Source organism: Streptomyces sp. NPDC050732 (assembly GCF_040654255.1).
Lineage (GTDB): Bacteria > Actinomycetota > Actinomycetes > Streptomycetales > Streptomycetaceae > Streptomyces.
The window spans coordinates 15,863-36,361 of the sequence record NZ_JBFAHP010000037.1 but is presented as its reverse complement, the minus strand read 5'-3'; the positions used below and the strand labels follow the sequence as shown (position 1 = coordinate 36,361).

The window sequence follows — 20,499 nt, the reverse complement described above, 5'->3', positions numbered from 1 at the left end:
CGGCCGATGCTACTTGCCCGACCCCGTGAGATCGCCGCGGCGGGGGCCCGCGAAGCCCTGGAGGCGGGCCAGGGCGAGGCCGGTGAGCCGGGTGACCTCGCCGGCGTCGAGGGCGCCGCAGTCGAGGCCGCGCAGCAGGTAGCCGGCGAGGGCCTTGGCGGTGGCGGGCTCGTCGGCCACGCCGCCGCCCTCGTGGTGACCGGCGTACGCGGCGAGGCGGGCGGCGGCCGCCTCGAAGCCCTCGCGGTAGAACGCGAACACCGCGGCGTAGCGCGTGGGGATGTGGCCGGGGTGCATGTCCCAGCCCTGGTAGTAGGCGCGGGCCAGGGCGCGCCGGGTGAGGCCGTAGTGCAGCCGCCAGGCGTCGTGGACCTTCTCGGTGGAGCCGACGGGCAGGACGTTGGTGGAGCCGTCCGAGACGCGCACCCCGGTGCCCGCGGCGGCGACCTGCATGACGGCCTTGGCGTGGTCGGCCGCCGGGTGGTCGCTCGCCTGGTAGGCGGCGCTCACGCCGAGGCAGGCGCTGTAGTCGAAGGTGCCGTAGTGCAGCCCTGTCGCGCGGCCCTCGGCGGCCTGGATCATGCGGGCGACGGCGGCGGTGCCGTCGGTGGCGAGGATGGACTGGCTGGTCTCGATCTGGATCTCGAAGCCGATGCGGCCCCGCTCCAGGCCGCGCGCCTTCTCGAACTCCTCCAGGAGGCGCACCATCGCGGTGACCTGCTCCGGATACGTCACCTTGGGCAGGGTGAGGACGAGTCCGTCGGGCAGGCCGCCCGCCTCCATGAGGCCGGACAGGAAGACGTCGAGGGTGCGGATGCCGCGGTCGCGTACCGCCTCCTCCATGCACTTCATGCGGATGCCCATGTACGGGGCGGCGGTGCCGTTCTCGTACGCGGCGGCGACCAGACGGGCGGCGCGGGCGGCGTCCTGGTCCTCGTCGGCGCCCTTGTAGCCGTCCTCGAAGTCGATGCGCAGGTCTTCCACCGGCTCGCGCTCCAGTTTGGTGCGCACGCGCGTGTAGACCGCGTCGGCCAGGTCGTCGCCCAGGCCGAGGACGGCGGCGAAGGAGGCGGCGTCCGGGGCGTGCTCGTCGAGCATCTCCAGGGCTTGGTCGCCCCAGGTGCGGATGGTGTCGGCGGCGAACCGCTCACCGGGCACGTAGACGGTGTGGACGGGCTGGCGGGTGCCGGGGTCGCCGGGGTAGCGGCGGTCGAGCTCCGCGTCCACCGGGGCGAGGGAAGCGCTGATGCCTTCGCTGACCGCGCCGGCGAGGCTCGTCGCCACCTTCTCTTGCTGACCCATTCCTGCATCCTCCACACGCTCGGTGCCGCGCCCGGCATTTCCGCTTCACGGAATCAACAATCCGTATAGCGAAGTTATCTGTGACCTTCGTGCTGGTCAACACCCTCCCGTGTCCTGCATCCGTAGCGGACCGCGCACGTTGACGCGTGTCCCGGGCCCCGGCGGGGACCGACCCGGCCAGTCTGTGGCCCACATCCTCCCGCGCGCCCCGGTGCCGACCGCGCGGGCCGAACCGAAGGAGCCTGCGTGGCCATCGACTCCCCCTTCACGCGCCGTTCCGTCCTGCGGACCGCGCTCGCCGCCGCCGTGGCGCTCCCGCTGTCCGGCACGTCACTGTCCGGCGGCCCGGCCCACGCCGCCGAAGCGCCGGAAGCGCGCCTGGAGGTCATGTCGTACAACGTCCGCTTCGCGAGCAGCCGACCACCGCATACCTGGGCCGAGCGCCGCCCGGTCATGAAGGAGATGCTCCTGCGCGCCCAGCCGCACATCATCGGCACCCAGGAGGGCCTCTACTACCAGCTGCAGGACATCGAGACGGATCTCGGCGCGAACTACGACTGGGTCGGCACGGGCGTCGGGGGTGGCAGCCGCGACGAGTTCATGGCCGTCTTCTACGACAACCGCCGGCTGTTCCCGCTCGAATACGAACACTTCTGGCTCTCGGACACCCCTTACACCATCGCTTCGAACACCTGGGGTGCCAACTCGCCCCGCATGGCCTCCTGGGTGCGCTTCCTCGACCTGGTCACGAACACCCAGCTGTACGTCCTCAATACGCACTTCGACCACGTCAGCCAGAACGCGCGCGAGCGTTCGGCGAGCCTCATGGTCGAGCGCATCGCCCTGATGAAGACGACCACGCCCCTCATCGTGACGGGCGACTTCAACGCGACGGCGCACGACAACTCCGTCTACACCACGATGCTCGGCGCCGGTCTCGTCGACACCTGGGACGTCGCCGAGGAACGCGGCCCGGCGTACGGCACGTTCGGCGGTTACAAGCCGCCCGTCCTGGGCGGCGGCCGCATCGACTGGGTCCTGACGAGGCCGACGGCGACGGTGCACGCCGCGTCGGTGAACACCTTCTCGCTCGGCGGGCAGTACCCGAGCGACCACTGGGCCGTCCAGGTCACGATGACGCTGTGACGCGGCGAGGCCCCCGCTCCGCTCTGCGCGGGGCGGGGGCCTCGTACCGGAAGGAGGCTCAGCCCTTGCGGGACTTGACCTCTTCGGTGAGCTGCGGGACGACCTCGAAGAGGTCGCCGACCACGCCGTAGTCGACGAGGTCGAAGATCGGGGCCTCGGCGTCCTTGTTGATGGCCACGATGGTCTTCGAGGTCTGCATGCCGGCGCGGTGCTGGATCGCGCCGGAGATGCCGGAGGCGATGTACAGCTGCGGGGAGACCGACTTGCCGGTCTGGCCGACCTGGTTGGAGTGCGGGTACCAGCCGGCGTCGACCGCGGCGCGCGAGGCGCCGACGGCGGCACCGAGCGAGTCGGCCAGGGCCTCGATGATCGAGAAGTTCTCGGCGCCGTTGACGCCGCGGCCGCCGGAGACCACGATCGCGGCCTCGGTCAGCTCGGGGCGGCCCGTCGACTCGCGCGGGGTGCGCGAGACGACCTTGGTGCCGGTGGCCTTCTCGGAGAAGGAGACCGTGAGGGCCTCGACGGCGCCCGCGGCCGGGGCGGCCTCCACGGCGGCCGAGTTCGGCTTGACCGTGATGACCGGGGTGCCCTGGGAGACCCGGGACTTGGTGGTGTACGAGGCGGCGAACACGGACTGCGTGGCCACCGGGCCCTCGTCGCCGGCCTCCAGGTCGACGGCGTCCGTGATGATGCCGGACTTGATGCGGACCGCGAGGCGGGCCGCGATCTCCTTGGCCTCGGCCGAGGAGGGCACGAGCACGGCGACCAGGGAGCCCGCGGCGGACACGGACTCGTAGGCGGCCTGGAGCGCGTCCACCTTCGGTACGACGAGGTAGTCGGCGAACTCGGGGGCGTCGGCGGTGAGCACCTTCACCGCGCCGTGCTCGGCGAGCGTGGCGGCGGTGGCCTCGGCGCCGGCGCCGAGGGAGACGGCGACGGGGTCGCCGATGCGGCGGGCCAGGGTCAGCAGCTCCAGGGTGGGCTTGCGGACGGCGCCGTCCACGTGGTCGACGTAGACGAGAACTTCAGCCATGGGACTTCAATCTCCTGCGATACGAAGAAGTTGGGGCGGTTGAGGGGATGACTGAAGCTCAGATGAACTTCTGGCCGGCGAGGAACTCGGCCAGCTGCTTGCCGCCCTCGCCCTCGTCCTTGACGATCGTGCCGGCCGTGCGGGCCGGACGCTCCGCGGCGGAGTCGACCTTGGTCCAGGCGCCTTCGAGGCCGACCTCCTCGGCCTCCAGGTCCAGGTCGTCCAGGTCGAGCGACTCCACCGGCTTCTTCTTGGCGGCCATGATGCCCTTGAAGGACGGGTAGCGGGCCTCGCCCGACTGGTCCGTCACGGACACGACGGCCGGCAGGGACGCCTCCAGCTGCTCGCTGGCGCTGTCGCCGTCACGGCGGCCCTTGACGACGCCGTCCTCGACGGAGACCTCGGAGAGCAGCGTGACCTGCGGGACGCCGAGGCGCTCCGCGAGGATCGCCGGCAGCACGCCCATGGTGCCGTCGGTGGAGGCCATACCGGCGATGACCAGGTCGTAACCGGTCTTCTCGATGGCCTTGGCGAGCACCAGCGAGGTGCCCATCACGTCGGTGCCGTGCAGGTCGTCGTCCTCGACGTGGACGGCCTTGTCGGCGCCCATGGAGAGCGCCTTGCGCAGCGCGTCCTTGGCGTCGTCGGGGCCGACGGTCAGCACGGTGATCTCCGCGTCGTCCGCCTCGTCGGCGATCTGCAGCGCCTGCTCGACCGCGTACTCGTCGAGCTCCGACAGCAGGCCGTCGACGTCGTCGCGGTCGACGGTCAGGTCATCGGCGAAGTGCCGGTCGCCGGTGGCGTCGGGCACGTACTTCACACAGACAACGATCCTCAAGCTCACGCCGGCTCTCCTACTGCATCGTCTTTATTGGGCTGCTGCCTTGGCTTGGCCACTGCCTTCTTGCAGGCAGCATAGGCGCCTGAAGCGGCGGATCCCGGTCGGGGCGGCCCGCGCTCCGACCGAAATATTACTCATGAGTACACCCAGTTCATTCCCACTGAGCAAGCGCTTTGAACTGTGACCTTCCCAACGCTCCGTAATCGCCCGGAGCGCCCGTCCCGCGGGAACTCTCAGTCGCGCAGAGCGTTGAAGCGCCCCTGGTGGTACAGGAGCGGGCGCCCCTCGTCCTCGCGGTCGCCGACGACGGCCTCCGCGAGCACGATCCGGTGGTCGCCGGCGGGGACGCGCGCGACGATCCGGCACACCAGCCAGGCGAGCGCGCCGTCGAGCACGGGCACGCCCTCCGGCCCCTCCCGCCAGCTCGTGGGCGCGCCGAAGCGGTCGGCGCCGCTCCGCGCGAACGTGGCGGCGAGCTCCTGCTGCCGCTCGGCGAGTATGTGGACGCCGACGTGCGTGGCCTCGGAGAGCGCGGGCCAGCAGGAGGAGCCGGTGCCGATGCCGAACGAGAGCATCGGGGGCTCGGCGGAGACCGAGGCGAGCGAGGTGGCGGTGAAGCCGACGGGGCGGGAGCCGTGCGTGGCGGTGATCACGGCGACGCCCGCGGCGTGCTGCCGGAAGACCGAGCGCAGCAGCTCGGGCGTGGCGAGGCGGGGGGTGGTGAGGGCTGACGGTGCCGTCATGGAGTTGTCCTTCTGCCGGGGGTTGCCGGAGGTGCGAGCGGAGGCGTCGTTGCTCAGCACTGCGGACAGCGCGCGCTGGCGTGGCGGCCGAGGTCCACGTGGACGCGCTCGTACAGAAGGAGATCCCGGGGCATGGAGGCAGGCTCGCGATAGATGCCGCGTGCAGTCAAGTCCGTTCCGCAATGTGAAAGAAGCGTCACGCTCCTGGGCCGCCCCTCGCGACCTGCGCGGCGGCCGGTCACACGGCCTCCCCCAGGGCGGCGATCACATCGGCCTTGCGGGGCTGCCCGACGGCCCGGCGCACCACCTGTCCCGTCGCGTCCAGGACGAGCACGGTGGGGGTCTTGAGGACGCGCAGCTCCCGTACGAGATCGAGGCGCGCTTCGGCGTCGATCTCCACGTGGGTCACGCCGGGCACCATCTCCGCCACGTCCGCGAGGACTCTGCGGGTCGCCCGGCAGGGCTGGCAGAAGGCGCTGGAGAACTGCACGAGCGTGGCCCGCTCCCCGAGCCGCTCGCCGATGTCCGCCGCGCCGAGCGGTCGCCCGGTCCCGCCTGTCCGCACCTGTGCCTCCGCCCCGACGCGCTCCGCGCGCGCCTGTTCCGATCGCTCTGGGGTACAGCGTCCGCCGTCCCCGGATGATTCCTACGTGACGAGAATCTCCCGGATTGAAGGCACCAAGGCTGGTCACTCGTCCGTTCTTCAGGCACGATCTGCGCAACGCCGAAAAACCTACGGCTGCGTAACCTCCCGCCGGGAGCCCCCTCCCCAGGCAGAAACGAAGGGCCCTCCCCACCCATGGCAGAGCTTGTCTACCGTCCGGTCATCGGTGCCGCCAAAACCCTGTTCAAGGCATGGGACCTGAAGATCGACTGCAAGGGGTCTGAGAACATCCCGCGCTCCGGTGGTGCCGTCCTGGTCAGCAACCACATCAGCTACCTCGACTTCATCTTCGACGGTCTCGCCGCGCTGCCGCAGAAGCGTGTGGTGCGGTTCATGGCGAAGGAGTCGGTGTTCCGGCACAAGATCTCCGGGCCGCTGATGCGCGGGATGAAGCACATCCCCGTCGACCGCGACAAGGGCGAGACGGCCTACGCGCACGCGCTGGACTCGCTGCGCTCCGGGGAGATCATCGGCGTCTTCCCCGAGGCGACGATCTCGCAGTCGTTCACGCTGAAGACGTTCAAGTCCGGTGCCGCGCGGCTGGCCCAGGAGGCCGGGGTGCCGCTGATCCCGATGGCCCTGTGGGGGACGCAGCGCCTGTGGACCAAGGGTCACCCGCGCAACTTCAGGCGCAGCCACCTGCCGATCACGATCCGTGTCGGCGAGCCGGTGGAGGCGCCGAAGGACCAGTACGCGGGTGCGATCACCCGGCGGCTGCGCGAGCGCTGCCAGGAGCTCCTGGAGGCCGCGCAGCGCGCCTACCCGGTGCGCCCCAAGGGTCCGGACGACACGTGGTGGATGCCGGCGCACCTGGGCGGCACCGCGCCGACCCCGGCCGAGGTGAAGGCCGCCGAGGCCGGCTGAACCGGCCGCGGCCGGGCCAGGGTCCGTCTAGCGCGGCGGGTGGACGGTGATCCGTGCGTCCGGGCCGGCCTTCGCCAGCAGTTCGGCCAGTTCGGCGCCCGCCGCTTCGAGGCCGGCGTCCGGTCCCATGCCTTCGAGCAGGAAGATCGCGTTCACCGACTCCTCGGTGAGGCGGGTGCGCGGGCCCTGGCGCCAGTTCCAGCGGCGGCAGGTGACGCCCTCGTCGTCGCACCACACGACCTCGCCCGCGTCGGGGTGCTCCACGACCCGCTCCCCCGCGGCCGCGGTCACGAAGTCCTCGTCGCCGGTGGCCCGCACGAGGCGCATGCCGCCCTTGATCCGGTCCAGGTCCTCGCCGCCGACCGGGATCAGGTGGGCCACGCTGATCGCGTTGTAGACGTCGACGAGGGCGTTGATCCGCGGCAGGCCGCCGTCTGCGAGCGCGCGCTTGGCCAGCGCCTCGGCGGAGTTGCGGGTGCGCGAGGGCTTCGCGCCGAAGGCCGTGTACGCGGCGCGCCAGGCGACCATGTGCGGGTCCTCGTGCGGGGCGCGCCCGTCGAGGCGTACGGCGAGGCGGCGGGCGGCGTCGTCGAGGAGTGCGGCGGTCGCCTCCGTGCTGGGGCCGTTGACGAGCCCGCGGGCCTCGATGGCGACGTGGGTGAAGCCGGGCGCGAGGGCGCGGACCTCGTCGGAGACGGTCAGGTCGATGGTCATGGTCCGTCGTGCCTCACAGTTCTGAGGGGTAGATCTGCCAGAGGTGGAGTCGGTCCCGGGCCTCCTTGAGTGCGCGGAGCGCCACGGGACTCGGTTCAGCATAGAGGACTGCGTAGTCCACTTCATTGGACTCCGGATCCACCGGCCAGGCCAGCCGCTCCTCGCCGAGACGGAATTGCGCGTCGACGCCGGGCGGGATGTTGCCGCGCGGGTCCTGCCGGTGCCAGGCGCCGTCGAGCCGCACGGCGACCAGACCGTGCAGGGAGTAGCCGCTGGTGTCGTCGTCCCGCAGGCGCTGATAGCAGAACCCCGTCGGGATGTCCTCGGCCCGCAGCAGGGCGGCCAGCGCGTGGGACTTGGCGGTGCAGATGCCGGTGCGCTCGCGCAGGACGTCGGAGGCGCGCCAGGGGACCTCCATGCGGCCCGAGTCCTGCGAGTGCGGAATGGCGTCGCGCACGAACTCGAAGGCGGCGCGCGCATACGCGTACGTATCGGCGGATGTTCTTGCGAGACCGGCCGCTGTCTCGCGAACCAGCGGATGGTGGTGGTCGACGACCTCGTCCGCGGCCAAGTACGCAGACAGGTCGGGGTTTTCCTGGATCAGCTGCATGCCACGGGAGCATAGGAATACGGCCACCCGTACGTCAATGACTTTACGGGCAACCGTATATCTATGCAGTTCTATGCGGGCGGAGAGAAGGCGGTCAGCGCGCCATCTCCTCCTTGAGCGCCGCCAGGAACCCGTCGACGTCGTCCTCGCGGGTGTCGAACGCGCACATCCAGCGGACGTCGCCCGCCGCCTCGTCCCAGAAGTAGAAGCGGTACTTCTTCTGGAGGCGTTCGCTCACGTCGTGCGGCAGCCGGGCGAAGACGGCGTTGGCCTGTACGGGGTAGAGGATCTCCACACCGTGCACGGAGCGGACACCCTCGGCGAGGCGCTGCGCCATCTCGTTGGCGTGCCGGGCGTTGCGCAGCCACAGGTCCTTGGCGAGCAGGGCCTCCAACTGCACCGACACGAAGCGCATCTTCGACGCGAGCTGCATGGACATCTTGCGCAGGTGCTTCATGTGACGCACGGCGTCCTGGTTGATGACCACGACGGCTTCGCCGAACAGCGCGCCGTTCTTCGTGCCGCCGAGCGACAGGATGTCGACGCCGACCGCGTTCGTGAACGTCCGCATGGGGACGTCGAGCGCGGCGGCGGCGTTGGCTATCCGGGAGCCGTCGAGGTGCACCTTCATGCCGAGTCGGTGCGCGTGGTCGCAGATCGCGCGGATCTCGTCGGGCGTGTAGAGCGTGCCCAGTTCGGTGTTCTGCGCGATCGAGACGACCTGCGGCATCGCGCGGTGCTCGTCGTCCCAGCCGAACGCCTGCTTGTCGATCAGCTCAGGGGTGAGCTTCCCGTCCGGCGTGGGCACGGTGAGCAGCTTGATGCCGGCCATGCGCTCGGGGGCGCCGCCCTCGTCCACGTTGATGTGCGCGGACTCGGCGCAGATCACGGCGCCCCAGCGGTCGGTGACCGCCTGGAGCGCGACGACGTTGGCACCCGTGCCGTTGAAGACCGGGAAGGCCTCGGCGGTCGGTCCGAAGTGGCCGCGGATCACCTGCTGGAGGCCGGCCGTGTAGTCGTCCTCGCCGTACGCGATCTGGTGACCGCCGTTGGCGAGGGCGAGGGCGGCCATGACCTCCGGGTGCGCGCCCGCGTAGTTGTCGCTGGCGAAGCCGCGGACGTCCGGGTCGTGGTGGCGCCGGGCGTCCGTCTTCGGCGGGTTCACTGCTTCTCTTGCGGCAGCGGTCACGGCTTCTCGGTCAGCCACAGGCGGTTTCCGTTCACTTCCCCGGCAGGCTTCTCCCAGACGCCGGCGATGGCCTCGGCCAGCTCCCTGACGTCCGTGAAGCCCGCGAACTTCGCGTTGGGCCGTTCCGCGCGCATCGCGTCGTGCACCAGCGCCTTGACCACCAGGATGGCAGCCGCCGCACGCGGTCCCTCCTCGCCCCCTGCCTTGCGGAAGGCGTCGGCGAGCGCGAGCGTCCAGGCCTCGGCCGCCGCCTTGGAGGCGGAGTACGCCGCGTTGCCCGCGGTCGGCTTGGCCGCGCCGGCCGCGCTGATCAGCAGGTAGCGGCCGCGGTCGCTGCGCCGCAGACCGGCCTCGAAGGCGAGGGAGGTGTGCTGCACGGTGCGGATCAGGAGCTTTTCGAGGAGGTCCCAGTCGGCGAGGTCGGTCTCGGCGAAGCTCTTGCTGCCGCGCCAGCCGCCGACGAGGTGGACCAGGCCGTCGATCCGGCCGAACTCCTTCTCCGTGCGCGTCGCCCACTCACGGGCGGCGTCCAGATCCAGGAGGTCGACCGTGTCACCGATGACGGTCGCCCCGCCGTGCGCGTACCGCGCGGCGTCCACGGCCTCGGCGAGGCGGGCGGGATCGGCGTCGGAGGCCACGACCGTGGCGCCGGCCTCCGCGAGCCTCAGCAGAGTGGCGCGTCCCGCGGGTCCGGCCGCCCCCGCCACCGCGACCACGGCTCCATCGAGTGCGGACATCTTCCTCGCCTCCTCCTGGCGGCCGCTCACGCGGCGGCCTTCTCGGCGCCCGTGGAAGCGGTGATCCCCTTGGTGGAGGCGATCACGTGCTTCAGCTTCTTGGAGAGCGCCTCATAGAACATGCTGAGCGGAAACTCGTCGGGAAGCACCTCGTCGACGAGTTTGCGCGGCGGCAGCGACGTGTCGAGGGCGTCCGGGCCCTTGGCCCAGCGCGAGCCGGGGTGCGGGGCGAGGTACGTGGACACCAGATCGTACGCGGCGAACCAGTGGACCAGCTTGGGGCGGTCGATGCCCGCGCGGTACAGGTCCTCGATCTCGCCGCAGAGCTGGTTGGTGATCTCCGGCGCGCGCTGCCAGTCGATCCTGAGCTGGTTGTCGGTCCAGCGGACCACGTCGTGCTTGTGGAGGTAGGCGAAGAGGAGCTGGCCGCCGAGCCCGTCGTAGTTCTTCACGCGGTCGCCGGTGACCGGGAAGCGGAACATCCGGTCGAAGAGGACGGCGTACTGCACGTCGCGCGCCTGCGGGACGCCCTCGGCCTCCAGCTTCACGGCCTCCTTGAAGGCGGTGAGGTCGCAGCGCAGCTCTTCCAGGCCGTACATCCAGAACGGCTGGCGCTGCTTGATCATGAAGGGGTCGAACGGCAGGTCGCCGTGGCTGTGGGTGCGGTCGTGGACCATGTCCCACAGGACGAACGCCTGCTGGCAGCGGTCCTGGTCGCCGACCATCGCGCGGATGTCGTCGGGCAGTTCGAGCCCGAGGAGGTCCACGGCGGCCGCGGTGACGCGGCGGAAGCGGGCCGCCTCGCGGTCGCAGAAGATGCCGCCCCAGGAGAACCGCTCGGGGGCCTCGCGCACGGCGATGGTCTCGGGGAAGAGGACGGCGGAGTTGGTGTCGTACCCGGCGGTGAAGTCCTCGAAGGTGATGCCGCAGAACAGCGGGTTGTCGTAGCGCGTGCGCTCAAGATCGGCCAGCCAGTCGGGCCAGACCATGCGCAGCACGACCGCTTCGAAGTTGCGGTCCGGGTTTCCGTTCTGCGTGTACATCGGGAAGACGACCAGGTGCTGGAGGCCGTCCTCGCGGTGCGCCGCGGGCTGGAAGGCGAGCAGCGAGTCGAGGAAGTCCGGCACGGCGAAGCCGCCTTCGGCCCAGCGGCGCAGGTCCGCGACGAGCGCGCGGTGGTACGCGGCGTCGTGCGGCAGGAGCGGGGAGAGCTCCTCGACCGCGGCTGTCACGCGGTCCACGGCGAGCTCGGCGATGCTCTTCGCCGGGGCGCCGGCCGCCTCGAAGTCGATGGAGCCGTCGGGCGACTGCCAGGGCCGGATCTCCTCCACGGCACCCTTGAGCACCGGCCACGCCGGGTGGTCCACCACCCGCTCACCGGGCTCACTGGCGGAAAGAACCGCACCCTCCGTACCCGACTGCACAAGAATTTCCGTCATGCCCCATCCTCCACGGGAGAACCTCACGTCAGGACACCGTATGCATGCGGGGTTCTCCGCGACAAGGGGGGCCTCCGTAAATTATCCTGCGCCACCCCCATCTGCACCGCTGTTTTTCCTGCCACCCGCTGTTGACTCGATTGCTTCTGCCGCTTCCTGGAGTGCCTTCGCCGCATCGGGGAGTACGTCGGGGAAGCCGAGGAAGCCGTGGAACATGCGCGGGTAGTGGTGCGCGGTGACCTCCACTCCGGCTGCCCGGAGACGCTCGGCGTAGGCCAGCCCCTCGTCGCGCAGCGGGTCGCAGCCGGCCGTGACGAGGTGCGCGGGCGGCAGTCCGGTGAGGTCGGCGGCCCGCAGCGGCGAGGCGAGGTGGGCGAGGGGATGCGTGCCGTCGCCGTCGGGGCCGAGGTACTGCTCCCAGAACCAGCGCATGTGCGCGGCGGTCAGGAAGTATCCGTCCGCGTTCTCCCGGTAGGAGACGGTGTCCCGGGCGGCGTCCAGGACGGGGTAGAGCAGGACCTGCAGCGCGACGGCGGGGCCACCCGCGTCCCTCACTCTGAGGGTCACGGCGGTGGCGAGCCCGCCCCCGCTGCTGTCCCCCGCGGTGACGAGGGCGCTCGGGTCGCCACCGAGGGCGGCGCTCTCGCCGGCGGCCCAGCACAGCGCCGCGTACGCGTCGTCGACGGCGGCGGGGAACCGGTGTTCGGGGGCGAGGCGGTAGCCGACGGAGACGAAGGCGGCACCGGACCGGGCGACCAGACCGCGGACCGTGGCGTCGTGGGAGTCGAGGCCGCAGAGGGTGTAACCGCCGCCGTGGAAGAAGACGACCGTGGGGCGGGGGCCCGGGCGTGGGTATGGATGTGCGTCCGGGTCCGGGAGATAGACGCGTACGGGGATGTCGGGCGCGCCCGGCGGCCCCGGGATCGTCCTGTCCACGACCGCTCCGACGGCGGTCGGTGTCTTCCCTGAGGCGGGCGCGGCAGCCAGGACGCGGCGGGCCTCGACGGCGTCGGTGACGGTGCCGCCGAGGTCGGGGAAGGCGGCGGCCAGGGCGTTCACGAGGGGGCGGGCGAGGGGGTCGAGCCGGTCCGGGGGCCGGGCCGGCTCGGGCCGCGTCACGTCAGGCCCGTTCCGGCCGCTGCCACTTCCGTCGCCGTGTCCGTCGCCGCTTCCCGTTCCTGGGCGCGGAAGTGCGGGATGACCTTCTCGCCCCACTGCCGCAGGGTTTCCAGGCAGGCCTCCTGCGGGACGGTGCCCATCTGGACGAGGCACATGATCTCGTCGGCCCCTGCGTCGCGGAGCCGCTCCACATAGGCGATGGCGTCGTTCGCGGTGCCGTACGCGTGGTCGGCGTTGAACGTGGCGGTCGAGGTGGGCCGCACCGGGATGTCGTGCTCGTGCAGGCGTGCCACGACCTGCTCGGCGGCCTTGCGCATCTCGGCGGCCTCGTCGCTGCCCTCGACGACCGCCTCGTCGGGGATGCCGGCGCCGCCGTACCAGTGCCCGATGGACTGCGCGAAGAACCGCTGCCCGCGGATGCCGACGCGCCGCGCCACCTCCCCGTCGTCGAGCACGATCGTCGGACAGAGCACGGAGAAGTGGTCGTTGACGGCGCTCGACACGAGGCGGGCGTCGGTGCGGGCCGCGATGGCGGCGTCGTACGCCTGCCGCATCCCGGCGATGGACTCGGGTCCCGCGAAGCCCATCACCAGGGCGCCGACGCCGAGTTCGGCCGCCTGGGTCAGCGTCTCGGTCCTGCTGCACGCGAGGAAGAGCGGCGGGTGCGGGGTCTGCTTGGGGCGCGGCAGGATCGGGTGCGGACCGATGTCGAGGAGCTCGCCGTGATGCTCCAACTCCTCCTTCTCCCAGGCTTTCCCGATGATCCGCAGCGCTTCCTCGACCTCTTGGGCCGTACGTTCCCTGTCGACCCCGCAGAGCGACGTCTCCTGCTCGGTGCCGCCCCGCCCGGCACCCAGGTCGAGCCGTCCTCCGGAGAGCAGGTCCAGCATGGCGGCGCGCTCGGCGACCCTCACCGGGTGGTTGAAGTTGAACGGCATGCAGACGACGCCGTGGCCGATGCGGATGGTGCTGGTGCGTGCGGCGACCCAGGTCAGGAAGATTTCCGGTGCGCTCATGTGCGCGTACCACTTGAGGGAGTGGTGCTCGACCGCCCAGACGCGGTCGAACCCCATCTCCTCCGCGAGCACGGCCTGTTCGACGCAGTCGTGGATGACCTGATGCTCGCGCTCGACGGTCGGGTCGGCGAGCTGCGCCTCGAAGATGACGGAGAACTTCACGTGCCCTCCAGGGAGTTGTGCCGTTACGGCATGGCCCTTGGTGTTTCGATTAGTCATATGACTAGCCGTCAGGTCGTGAAGTCGCAAGGGACACGTGCGGGAAATCCGCGGCCCGGAGCGGGCGCCTCGGGGGTCAGGCAGGGGTGTCCGCGAAGGGGGCGCCCGGGGTGAAGGCTCGGGCCGCGAAGCGTTCGCCCATGCGGCGGTGGGCGGGGGCGTCCGGGTGGAGGTCGTCGGGGAGGGGGAGTTCCTCGGCGTCGTCGGGCCCGTAAAGGTCGCGGCCGTCGAGGTAGTGGAGGTTCGGGTCGTCGGCGGAGCGCTGCTTCACGATGCGGGCCAGCTCGTCGCGGATGACGTTGAGGGTGAGCTTGCCCATCGCCCGTTCCGCGGGGTCGCCCATGGCCTTGAAGCGGAGCCGCCCCTCGCCGAAGTCGCTGAAGTCGGGTGCGCTGGGCCCGGGGGTGTCCTCGTGGATGGGGCACAGTATCGGGGAGACGACCAGCAGGGGCGCCTCGGGGTGTCCCTCGCGGATGGTGTCGAGGAAGCCGTGCACCGCGGGGGCGAACGCGCGCAGCCGCATCACGTCGGCGTTGACCACGTTGATGCCCATCTTGACGCTGATCACGTCGGCGGGGGTGTCCCGTATGGTGCGCGCGGTGAACGGGTCGAGCAGGGCGCTGCCGGCCAGACCGAGGTTGATCAGCTCCACACCGCCGAGCGACGCGGCGAGCGCGGGCCACGTGGCGGTGGGGCTCGCGGCGTCGGAACCGTGGCTGATCGAGCTGCCGTGGTGCAGCCACACCTTGCGGCCCGGGTCGCGTGCGGGCTCGACGGGGGCGTCGGTGCGCAGGGCGATGAGCTCGGTGGTCTCGTTGTGCGGCAGCCAGATCTCGACGTCCTTCATCCCGTCGGGCAGCGCGGTGAAGCGCAGGGTGCCGGGGTCCCCGGCGGTGCGCTCGGCGGTCCCTGCGGTCATGTCGATGGTCAGGACGTTGCCGCCCGTCACGCTCGCGCTGCCGGCCGGGCGGCCGTCGACGAGCAGATCGTAGATGCCGTCGGGGCGGGGCGGCGCGCCCACGTAGAACCGCTTCGTGGGCAGCGTGTCGAGCTCGACCGCGGTGGCGCGGGTGCGGAACGCCAGGCGTACGCCGGAGGGCTGGGACTCGGCCATGGCGAGCTGGCCGTCGGTGTTCTGGGCGCGGGCCCAGGCGGGGAGCCGGTGCGGCAGCACGCCGTGCTCGGTGTGCTCCACGTCGAGCGCGCCGCGCAGCAGCTCGGCGGTGATGGGCGTGGCGGTCCAGTGGTGGTGGTCGGTATGCATGGCCTCAACCTGTGATCAAGTGAATCAAGTATGTGGACTGGGCTGCTCAGGCGGCCGGTGCGGGCCAGTTGCGCAACAGGGCGTCCAGGGCGTCGATGACGCGCGTCCACGTCTCCTGCGAGTCGGGCGCGCTGTGGCTGAACCCGCCGCCGAGCTCCAGGCTCACGTAGCCGTGGAAGACGCTGCCGAGGAGGCGGACCGCGTGCGTCTGGTCGGGTTCCGTCAGGTCGTACCCGCGCAGGATCGCCCGCGTCATCTCCGCGTGGCGGCCGCCGGCGCTGGCCGCGGCCGCCTCGGGGGTGAGCCGCAGCTGGGCGGCGGCGTAGCGACCGGGGTGCTCACGGGCGTAGTCGCGGTAGACGTTCGCCAGGGCGGCCAGCGCGTCCTTGCCCGCCCGGCCGGCCAGCGCGTCCGCGCCCCGGTCGGCGAGCTCGGCCAGGGCGAGGAGGGCGATCCCGGTCTTGAGGTCCTGGGAGTTCTTCACGTGCGAGTACAGGCTCGCGACCTTGACGTCGAAACGGCGGGCGAGCGCCGAGACGGTCACCTGGTCGAAGCCGACCTCGTCGGCCAGCTCGGCCCCTGCCTGGACCAGACGTTCCGTGGTCAGCCCCACGCGCACCATGGCGTACCCCTCTCTCGGCATAACCGATTATGCAGTTGCCTAAAGCCTTTAGGCAAACCGGCATGTCGATTAGGGGTCCGCCATGCAGATGAGGGAGCGCGTCGCGCTCGGGCTCTCTCCCCCCCCCGGTCAGGGCACCGTGATGTGGCCGGGGGCGGGCAGGCGCGGCGCGGTGGCCGGTTCGTGGATGTCCGCGAGGGCCATGAAGAGCAGGGCGACGGCGAGGGCGCCGGGGTCCGGGACGCCGAGGGCGTGGTCGCCGACGTAGCTGGCGCGGCCGCGCCGGGGGCGCAGGGACGCGGTGGCGAGGGCGCCGCGGATGGCCGCTTGGGCGGCGTCGGTGAGCGGGGCCTCGGTGAGCGGGGTGTCGGCCCGTGCCGCCGCCAGGGATGCGGCGGCGGGTGCGAGTGCGTCGACCAGCGTGCAGTCGCCGGGGACCGCGCCTCCCACCCGGTGGATGGCGGCGTGGCCGGCCGCGGCGGCCTCCGCGAGCGCGGCGACCGACGGCGCCCCGCCGTCCGCGGGCGACGCGGCGGCCAGGTGCTGGAAGAGGAGCCCAAACAGGGGCCCGCTGGTGCCCCCGACGTCGTTGAGGAAGGCCTCGGCCAGCGCTGTCGTGCCGTCCACGCCGGTCTCGTCGGCGAGCTTCACCGCACGGCGTACGCCGCCCGCGAGGTTGTCGCCGAAGTCGCCGTCGCCGACGAGCTGGTCGAGCTTGGTGAGGTTGTCGCGCACCTGCGTGACGGTGAGTGCGTAGCGGTCGAGCAGGGCGCGGTCGCCGCCCGTGCGCGGCGCGGGAGCCGGGGAGCTCGCGGACGTCGGCACCGGCGGCACGGACTCGCCCGGGGCGAGCGAGGGGCGCGGCAGGACGAGCGGGGTGCGGGTGGGGGCGGTCCACAGGTCGGCCCACCCGTCTTCGAGCCGCGTGAGGGTGAGGGAGAAGCCGGCCATGTCCAGGGCCGCGGTGAAGGTGCCGGGGACGACCAGGACCGGCCGGAGGCCGCGGGCGGTGAGTTCGTCGCTCAGCAGCACCGCGATGGCGTTGAGCTCCAGCTCGGTGGTGGCGCCGAGGCCGTTGACGAGGGCGAGCACCTCGTCGGGGCCGTCGGGCAGCGCGTCGAGGAGGTCGTCCGTCATGCGCCGGACGAGGTCGCCGGTCGCGGGCCGGGCGATGGTGCGGGTGCCGCGCTCGCCGTGGATGCCGACTCCGTAGTCGAGGGTTCCCTGCTCCAGTGCGAACGCGGGGCTCACCGTGGTGGGCGACGTCTGGGCGCGGGCCGCGACGGCGATGCTGCGGGACCGGGCCACGACCCGCCGGCCGAGATCGGCGAGCTCCTCCAGCGTCGCGCCCCGGTCGGCCGCCGCGCCCAGGAGCTTCTCGACGACGACCGTGGCGGCGGTGCCCCGGCGGCCGGTGGCGCTGTCCGCGCTGTCGGTGGCCAGGTCGTCGTCGACGAGCACCGTGGCGACGGGGATCCCGTCGTGCCGCAGGCGCTCCGCCGCGATCTGGAAGTTGATCACGTCGCCGGTGTAGTTCTTGACGATGTGCAGGACGCCGTCGCTCTTGGCGGCCGCCGCGCTCGCCTCGTAGATCTGCCGGTTGTGCGGGGAGGCGAAGATCTCGCCGGGACAGACGGCGTCCAGGCCGCCCCGCCCCAGGAGGCCCGTGTGCAGCGGCTCGTGCCCGGAGCCGCCGCCGGAGACCAGTGCGACCGTGCGGGCCGGGTCGGCGTCGCGCGCCCGCAGGTAGAGCGGGCTGCTGTTCACCTCGATCAACCCGGAATGCGCCAGGGCCAGCCCGCGGGCGGCGGTCAGCACGGCGTCGGTCTCCGGCAGGAAGTGGCTCATCGGCGGCTCTCCGTAAGTGTGCGGTGGTGCGTGGCGTACGCGGCGGTCGGCGTGCATGCGGGCAACGGGCGTGAGGCGTACAACGTACGACTGCTTCCGGCACCCGGCACCCCATCCGGCACCCGGCACCTCGGAGTTCCGGCCGTGCCAGGTGATGCGGCGCTCACCATGGCCGTCCGCCCCGCCCCAAGGTCGGCACTCACGGATACCGGCACTCCCGCGTTCCGGTGGCCGGGTCCTTGTGCGAGGCTGGCACCGCGCACCGGCGCGGGCGGCGATCCGCTGCGGGCGCGGCACTCTTCGTACGACAGCCCCATCTTTGCGAGGTCTTTACAGTTGCTGGACGCGCGGCGCAAGGATCTCGGACGGATGCTGCGGGCCTGGCGGATGGCGCGGGACCCCGCGCTGCTGCCCGGCCCCGTGCCCTTCCGCGGCCACCGGAGATATCTCACCCAGCTCGACATGGCCCTGCTGCTCGGCGTCTCCGAACGCTGGTACCGCGCCTTGGAGCGCGGCGAGGACCGCAAGTACGCGCGCGGGATGATCGCCGGTGTCGCGCGCATCCTGGACCTCTCCCCCCGGCAGGCGACCGCTCTGTACCGGGGCACCGGCCACCAGCCGCCACGCCACCGGGCCGAGGGCGCGCGGCCGGACGCCGCGCTGCTGGACCTGCTGCACCAGCAGCGCCGGGTGAGCTGGATCTGTGACCAGGCCTGGGACGTGCTCGCCGCCAATGCCGTGGCGGCGCGCCACTGCCCCTGGCTGGCCCGCACCGGTGCCAACGTCATGACCTGGGCGTTCTCCGCCGAGGCGCGGTATCAGCTGCGGGACTGGGACACGAAGTGGGCCGCGCCGCTGCTCGGGCGGCTGCGCCTCGCCTGGCAGCGCTGGCCGGACAACGAGCGCCTGGACGAGGTGGTGCGGACCGTGCGGCGCGAGCCGGGCGTCGCCGAGCTGTGGGAGCGTACGGCCGATGTCCGGGGCCCTTCCGGCGACGCGGCGCTCCCCATGTACTTCCCGCTGGTGGCGCCCGATCCGGTCGACGTGCGCGTCGCTGCCTACGGCCGGTTCGGCGACACGTCGCTGCGCTGGCTGGTCCTCACCCCGGTGGACCCGGCCGTCATGTTTCCTTGAGAACAGGGTGAGGGCCCCGCCGCGCCCGGCGGCGGGCCCGCGTCACCAGCAGCGCGACGCCGAGGACCGCCCCTGCCCCGGCGTATCCGACGACCATGTCCTGCTGGGCGGGGGACTCGCTGATGTGGGCGACGCCCTGCGCCGACACCCAGACGCGGTCGCCGGTGATGCTGCTCGTCCCCTCCCCCTCCTCGTCCCACACGCCGTCCTCCGGGACGCCCCGGACGGCGCCGCGCACCGTGCGGCCCTGGGGGTCCCGCCATGCGAAGTGGTCCAGTTCGTCCCCGTCGGTGACCGTCGCCCAGTACCCGGAGAGGTAGGTGTCGGTGGCGACGAGCGCGTGACGCAGCGGGAGGGCGAAGGCCGTCAGGACGGCCGCCCACACCATCACCGTCAGGACCCCGCGGATTCCGCTCCGGCTGCTGCCCGTCGTACGCCGACCACCACCACTCACACCGCGTCTCCCGCCCCGTGTCCACCAGCAGCCCCCGCCGGGGTGTCACGATACGGCCGTCAGCCCGGCAGGCCGGCGAGCCAGTCGACCAGCGGCCGGTTGACCTCCGCGGGGCGTTCCTGCTGCAGCCAGTGGCCGCAGCCGTCGAGGACGTGCGAGGAGCACAGTCCGGGCAGCGTGTCGGGGAAGGCCGCGATCGCGTCGGCGAGCCAGGTGGTCGAGGCGTCCAGCGCGCCGCCGATGAACAGGGACGGCTGCGTGATCGGGGCGCCCGCGAAGCCGGGGGTGAGGTCCTCCCAGTCGCGGTCCATGTTCCGGTAGCGGTTGAGCGCGCCGGTCAGGCCGGTCCGCTCGAACTCCCCGGCATAGACGTCGAGGTCGCGCCCGGTGAGCCAGCCGGGCAGCCGCCCGCAGGGGAACCGGTCCCGCAGCCGGCCGCCGCGGCTCGCGAAGTGCGGGTCCAGCGCGTCGGGACCCGGCATGGTGTCGCCGGAGAACGCGGCGTAGAAGCCCGCGAGCCAGCCCCGGACGTCGGGTTCGATCTCGGCCTCGGCGCGGCCGGGCTCCTGGAAGTACGCGACGTAGAACTCCTCGTCGCCGCCCATTCCCGCGAACACCTCGCTGGGGCGCGGGCCGCCCGGCGGCGTGTAGGGGACGCTCAGCAGGCCGACCGCGCGGAAGACGTCCGGCCTGACGAGCGCGGCGTGCGCGGCGACGGTCGCGCCCCAGTCGTGCCCGACGATCACCGCGGTCTCCTCGCCGAGGGCGTGCACCACGGAGACGGTGTCCTCGACGAGGTCGAGCATCCGGTACGCGGAGACCTCCGCGGGCCTCGACGAGCGGCCGTAGCCGCGCACGTCGACGGCGACCGCCCGGTATCCGGCCGCGGCGATGGCCGGCAGCTGGTGGCGCCAGGAGTACCAGGACTCGGGAAAGCCGTGCACGAGGAGGACGAGGGGGCCCATGCCCTGTTCCACCAGGTGGATCCGGCCCGCCGGTGAGGGGATGAGGCGGTGGGTGCGGTCGGTGGCAGTCGGGGACTGGGTCAGGGACATGAATCCTCCTGGCGGCACGGGCCCTTCTGGGCTCCGGCGACGACTCGGGCCACGAGCATGCGACGCGGGCCGGCCGCAGGACGACGTTTGTTGCCGTTCCGGCAAAGCGGCGCGGGCCCGAGCCGCCTCTCCACCGGCCGCCGACACCGGCACCGGCACCGGCACCGGCACCGGTTACGGAACGATCGAGTCCACATACCCGCCGTCCACCCGCACCGCGCCGCCCGTCGTCGCCGACGCCGGCGGGGAGCTGAGGTAGACGACCATGTGCGCGATCTCCTCCGGCTCGATGAGCCGCTGGATCAGCGACTGGGGGCGGTGCTCGGTCATGAGCTTCCGCTGTGCCTCGTCCCGGGGCAGGGACCGGTCCACCAGTTCGTGGACGAAGTCCTCGACGCCGCCGCCGGTGTGCGTCGGCCCCGCGATCACGTTGTTGACGAGGACGTCGGTGTGCGGCACCGCTTCGAAGCCCTGCGCTTCACCCCG

The 20,499-nt window shown here is 72.0% G+C and carries 20 protein-coding genes and 1 pseudogene; 3 read left to right on the top strand and 18 right to left on the bottom strand.

What is annotated here, in order from left to right; translation table 11 throughout:
* Positions 1 to 9: 9 nt before the first annotated feature.
* A complete protein-coding gene (locus AB0H82_RS29045; RefSeq protein ID WP_362997861.1) occupies positions 10 to 1,302 on the bottom strand; it encodes an aldolase/citrate lyase family protein in 1,293 nt (430 codons plus the stop codon).
* Between the two features lie 246 nt (positions 1,303 to 1,548).
* On the opposite strand from AB0H82_RS29045, the gene AB0H82_RS29040 reads away from it, so the two are divergent.
* Complete coding sequence (locus tag AB0H82_RS29040) at positions 1,549 to 2,448, top strand: endonuclease/exonuclease/phosphatase family protein (RefSeq protein WP_362997859.1); 900 nt, start codon at positions 1,549 to 1,551, stop codon at positions 2,446 to 2,448.
* Between the two features lie 58 nt (positions 2,449 to 2,506).
* Here the strand turns inward: AB0H82_RS29040 and AB0H82_RS29035 are convergent, their stop codons facing one another.
* The 4 genes from AB0H82_RS29035 to AB0H82_RS29020 form a co-directional block, all read right to left on the bottom strand.
* Positions 2,507 to 3,481 carry an electron transfer flavoprotein subunit alpha/FixB family protein gene (locus AB0H82_RS29035; RefSeq protein ID WP_362997857.1) on the bottom strand — a complete coding sequence of 325 codons (975 nt, stop codon included), beginning with the start codon at positions 3,479 to 3,481 and terminating at the stop codon, positions 2,507 to 2,509.
* Between the two features lie 58 nt (positions 3,482 to 3,539).
* A complete protein-coding gene (locus AB0H82_RS29030) occupies positions 3,540 to 4,325 on the bottom strand; it encodes an electron transfer flavoprotein subunit beta/FixA family protein (protein WP_362997855.1) in 786 nt (261 codons plus the stop codon).
* Positions 4,326 to 4,555: 230 nt separating this feature from the next.
* Positions 4,556 to 5,065: a flavin reductase family protein gene (locus tag AB0H82_RS29025; RefSeq protein WP_362997853.1), complete on the bottom strand. Its 510-nt coding sequence runs from the start codon at positions 5,063 to 5,065 to the stop codon at positions 4,556 to 4,558.
* 238 nt (positions 5,066 to 5,303) lie between these two features.
* Positions 5,304 to 5,630 carry a thioredoxin family protein gene (locus tag AB0H82_RS29020; protein WP_362997851.1) on the bottom strand — a complete coding sequence of 109 codons (327 nt, stop codon included), beginning with the start codon at positions 5,628 to 5,630 and terminating at the stop codon, positions 5,304 to 5,306.
* Positions 5,631 to 5,864: 234 nt separating this feature from the next.
* Between AB0H82_RS29020 and AB0H82_RS29015 the strand changes: the two genes are divergently transcribed.
* Entirely contained in the window at positions 5,865 to 6,593 is a 729-nt protein-coding gene (locus AB0H82_RS29015) for a lysophospholipid acyltransferase family protein (RefSeq protein WP_362997849.1), read from the top strand.
* Positions 6,594 to 6,620: 27 nt separating this feature from the next.
* Here the strand turns inward: AB0H82_RS29015 and AB0H82_RS29010 are convergent, their stop codons facing one another.
* From AB0H82_RS29010 to AB0H82_RS28965, 10 genes are all read right to left on the bottom strand, one after another.
* Positions 6,621 to 7,307, bottom strand: coding sequence for a phenylalanine--tRNA ligase beta subunit-related protein (locus tag AB0H82_RS29010; RefSeq protein ID WP_362997847.1), 687 nt, complete (start codon positions 7,305 to 7,307; stop codon positions 6,621 to 6,623).
* 13 nt (positions 7,308 to 7,320) lie between these two features.
* The gene (locus tag AB0H82_RS29005) at positions 7,321 to 7,917 is read right to left on the bottom strand and encodes a transglutaminase family protein (protein ID WP_362997845.1); all 597 of its coding nucleotides are present in this window, start codon (positions 7,915 to 7,917) and stop codon (positions 7,321 to 7,323) included.
* 94 nt (positions 7,918 to 8,011) lie between these two features.
* Positions 8,012 to 9,082, bottom strand: coding sequence for a low specificity L-threonine aldolase (locus AB0H82_RS29000; RefSeq protein WP_362997844.1), 1,071 nt, complete (start codon positions 9,080 to 9,082; stop codon positions 8,012 to 8,014).
* A gap of 20 nt (positions 9,083 to 9,102) precedes the next feature.
* Positions 9,103 to 9,843 carry an SDR family NAD(P)-dependent oxidoreductase gene (locus AB0H82_RS28995; RefSeq protein ID WP_362997842.1) on the bottom strand — a complete coding sequence of 247 codons (741 nt, stop codon included), beginning with the start codon at positions 9,841 to 9,843 and terminating at the stop codon, positions 9,103 to 9,105.
* A gap of 26 nt (positions 9,844 to 9,869) precedes the next feature.
* Positions 9,870 to 11,282 (bottom strand): DUF6421 family protein, encoded by a 1,413-nt coding sequence (locus tag AB0H82_RS28990; RefSeq protein WP_362997840.1) that lies wholly within the window; start codon positions 11,280 to 11,282, stop codon positions 9,870 to 9,872.
* Positions 11,283 to 11,363: 81 nt separating this feature from the next.
* A complete protein-coding gene (locus tag AB0H82_RS28985) occupies positions 11,364 to 12,401 on the bottom strand; it encodes an alpha/beta hydrolase (RefSeq protein WP_362997838.1) in 1,038 nt (345 codons plus the stop codon).
* A complete protein-coding gene (locus AB0H82_RS28980; protein ID WP_362997836.1) occupies positions 12,398 to 13,579 on the bottom strand; it encodes an LLM class flavin-dependent oxidoreductase in 1,182 nt (393 codons plus the stop codon). Before AB0H82_RS28980 ends, AB0H82_RS28985 begins: the two co-directional genes overlap by 4 nt.
* Before the next feature lie 133 nt (positions 13,580 to 13,712).
* The gene (locus AB0H82_RS28975) at positions 13,713 to 14,900 is read right to left on the bottom strand and encodes a GDSL-type esterase/lipase family protein (protein WP_362997834.1); all 1,188 of its coding nucleotides are present in this window, start codon (positions 14,898 to 14,900) and stop codon (positions 13,713 to 13,715) included.
* Between the two features lie 46 nt (positions 14,901 to 14,946).
* Positions 14,947 to 15,522 (bottom strand): WHG domain-containing protein, encoded by a 576-nt coding sequence (locus AB0H82_RS28970; protein WP_362997832.1) that lies wholly within the window; start codon positions 15,520 to 15,522, stop codon positions 14,947 to 14,949.
* 129 nt (positions 15,523 to 15,651) lie between these two features.
* Positions 15,652 to 17,370 (bottom strand): dihydroxyacetone kinase subunit DhaK, encoded by a 1,719-nt coding sequence (locus AB0H82_RS28965; protein WP_362997830.1) that lies wholly within the window; start codon positions 17,368 to 17,370, stop codon positions 15,652 to 15,654.
* Positions 17,371 to 17,706: 336 nt separating this feature from the next.
* Between AB0H82_RS28965 and AB0H82_RS28960 the strand changes: the two genes are divergently transcribed.
* Positions 17,707 to 18,504 carry a hypothetical protein gene (locus AB0H82_RS28960; protein ID WP_362997828.1) on the top strand — a complete coding sequence of 266 codons (798 nt, stop codon included), beginning with the start codon at positions 17,707 to 17,709 and terminating at the stop codon, positions 18,502 to 18,504.
* Here the strand turns inward: AB0H82_RS28960 and AB0H82_RS28955 are convergent.
* The 3 genes and pseudogenes from AB0H82_RS28955 to AB0H82_RS28945 form a co-directional block, all read right to left on the bottom strand.
* Complete coding sequence (locus AB0H82_RS28955; RefSeq protein WP_362997826.1) at positions 18,491 to 18,958, bottom strand: hypothetical protein; 468 nt, start codon at positions 18,956 to 18,958, stop codon at positions 18,491 to 18,493. The two genes, AB0H82_RS28960 and AB0H82_RS28955, sit on opposite strands and share 14 nt — an antisense overlap.
* Before the next feature lie 59 nt (positions 18,959 to 19,017).
* On the bottom strand, positions 19,018 to 20,013 hold the full coding sequence (locus tag AB0H82_RS28950; protein WP_362997824.1) for an alpha/beta hydrolase: 996 nt from the start codon (positions 20,011 to 20,013) through the stop codon (positions 19,018 to 19,020).
* Positions 20,014 to 20,187: 174 nt separating this feature from the next.
* Positions 20,188 to 20,463, bottom strand: a pseudogene (locus tag AB0H82_RS28945) (SDR family oxidoreductase); the annotation flags it as partial.
* Positions 20,464 to 20,499 lie beyond the last annotated feature (36 nt).

Bases quoted from the DNA above. Each gene is read 5' to 3' on its own strand.
- AB0H82_RS28975 (WP_362997834.1), bottom strand. From the start codon at position 14,900: ATGCATACCGACCACCACCACTGGACCGCCACGCCCATCACCGCCGAG.
- AB0H82_RS29035 (WP_362997857.1), bottom strand. From the start codon at position 3,481: ATGGCTGAAGTTCTCGTCTACGTCGACCACGTGGACGGCGCCGTCCGC.
- AB0H82_RS28990 (WP_362997840.1), bottom strand. From the start codon at position 11,282: ATGACGGAAATTCTTGTGCAGTCGGGTACGGAGGGTGCGGTTCTTTCC.
- AB0H82_RS28965 (WP_362997830.1), bottom strand. From the start codon at position 17,370: ATGAGCCACTTCCTGCCGGAGACCGACGCCGTGCTGACCGCCGCCCGC.
- AB0H82_RS28995 (WP_362997842.1), bottom strand. From the start codon at position 9,843: ATGTCCGCACTCGATGGAGCCGTGGTCGCGGTGGCGGGGGCGGCCGGA.
- AB0H82_RS29015 (WP_362997849.1), top strand. From the start codon at position 5,865: ATGGCAGAGCTTGTCTACCGTCCGGTCATCGGTGCCGCCAAAACCCTG.
- AB0H82_RS29005 (WP_362997845.1), bottom strand. From the start codon at position 7,917: ATGCAGCTGATCCAGGAAAACCCCGACCTGTCTGCGTACTTGGCCGCG.
- AB0H82_RS28950 (WP_362997824.1), bottom strand. From the start codon at position 20,013: ATGTCCCTGACCCAGTCCCCGACTGCCACCGACCGCACCCACCGCCTC.
- AB0H82_RS29045 (WP_362997861.1), bottom strand. From the start codon at position 1,302: ATGGGTCAGCAAGAGAAGGTGGCGACGAGCCTCGCCGGCGCGGTCAGC.
- AB0H82_RS29010 (WP_362997847.1), bottom strand. From the start codon at position 7,307: ATGACCATCGACCTGACCGTCTCCGACGAGGTCCGCGCCCTCGCGCCC.
- AB0H82_RS29025 (WP_362997853.1), bottom strand. From the start codon at position 5,065: ATGACGGCACCGTCAGCCCTCACCACCCCCCGCCTCGCCACGCCCGAG.
- AB0H82_RS28970 (WP_362997832.1), bottom strand. From the start codon at position 15,522: ATGGTGCGCGTGGGGCTGACCACGGAACGTCTGGTCCAGGCAGGGGCC.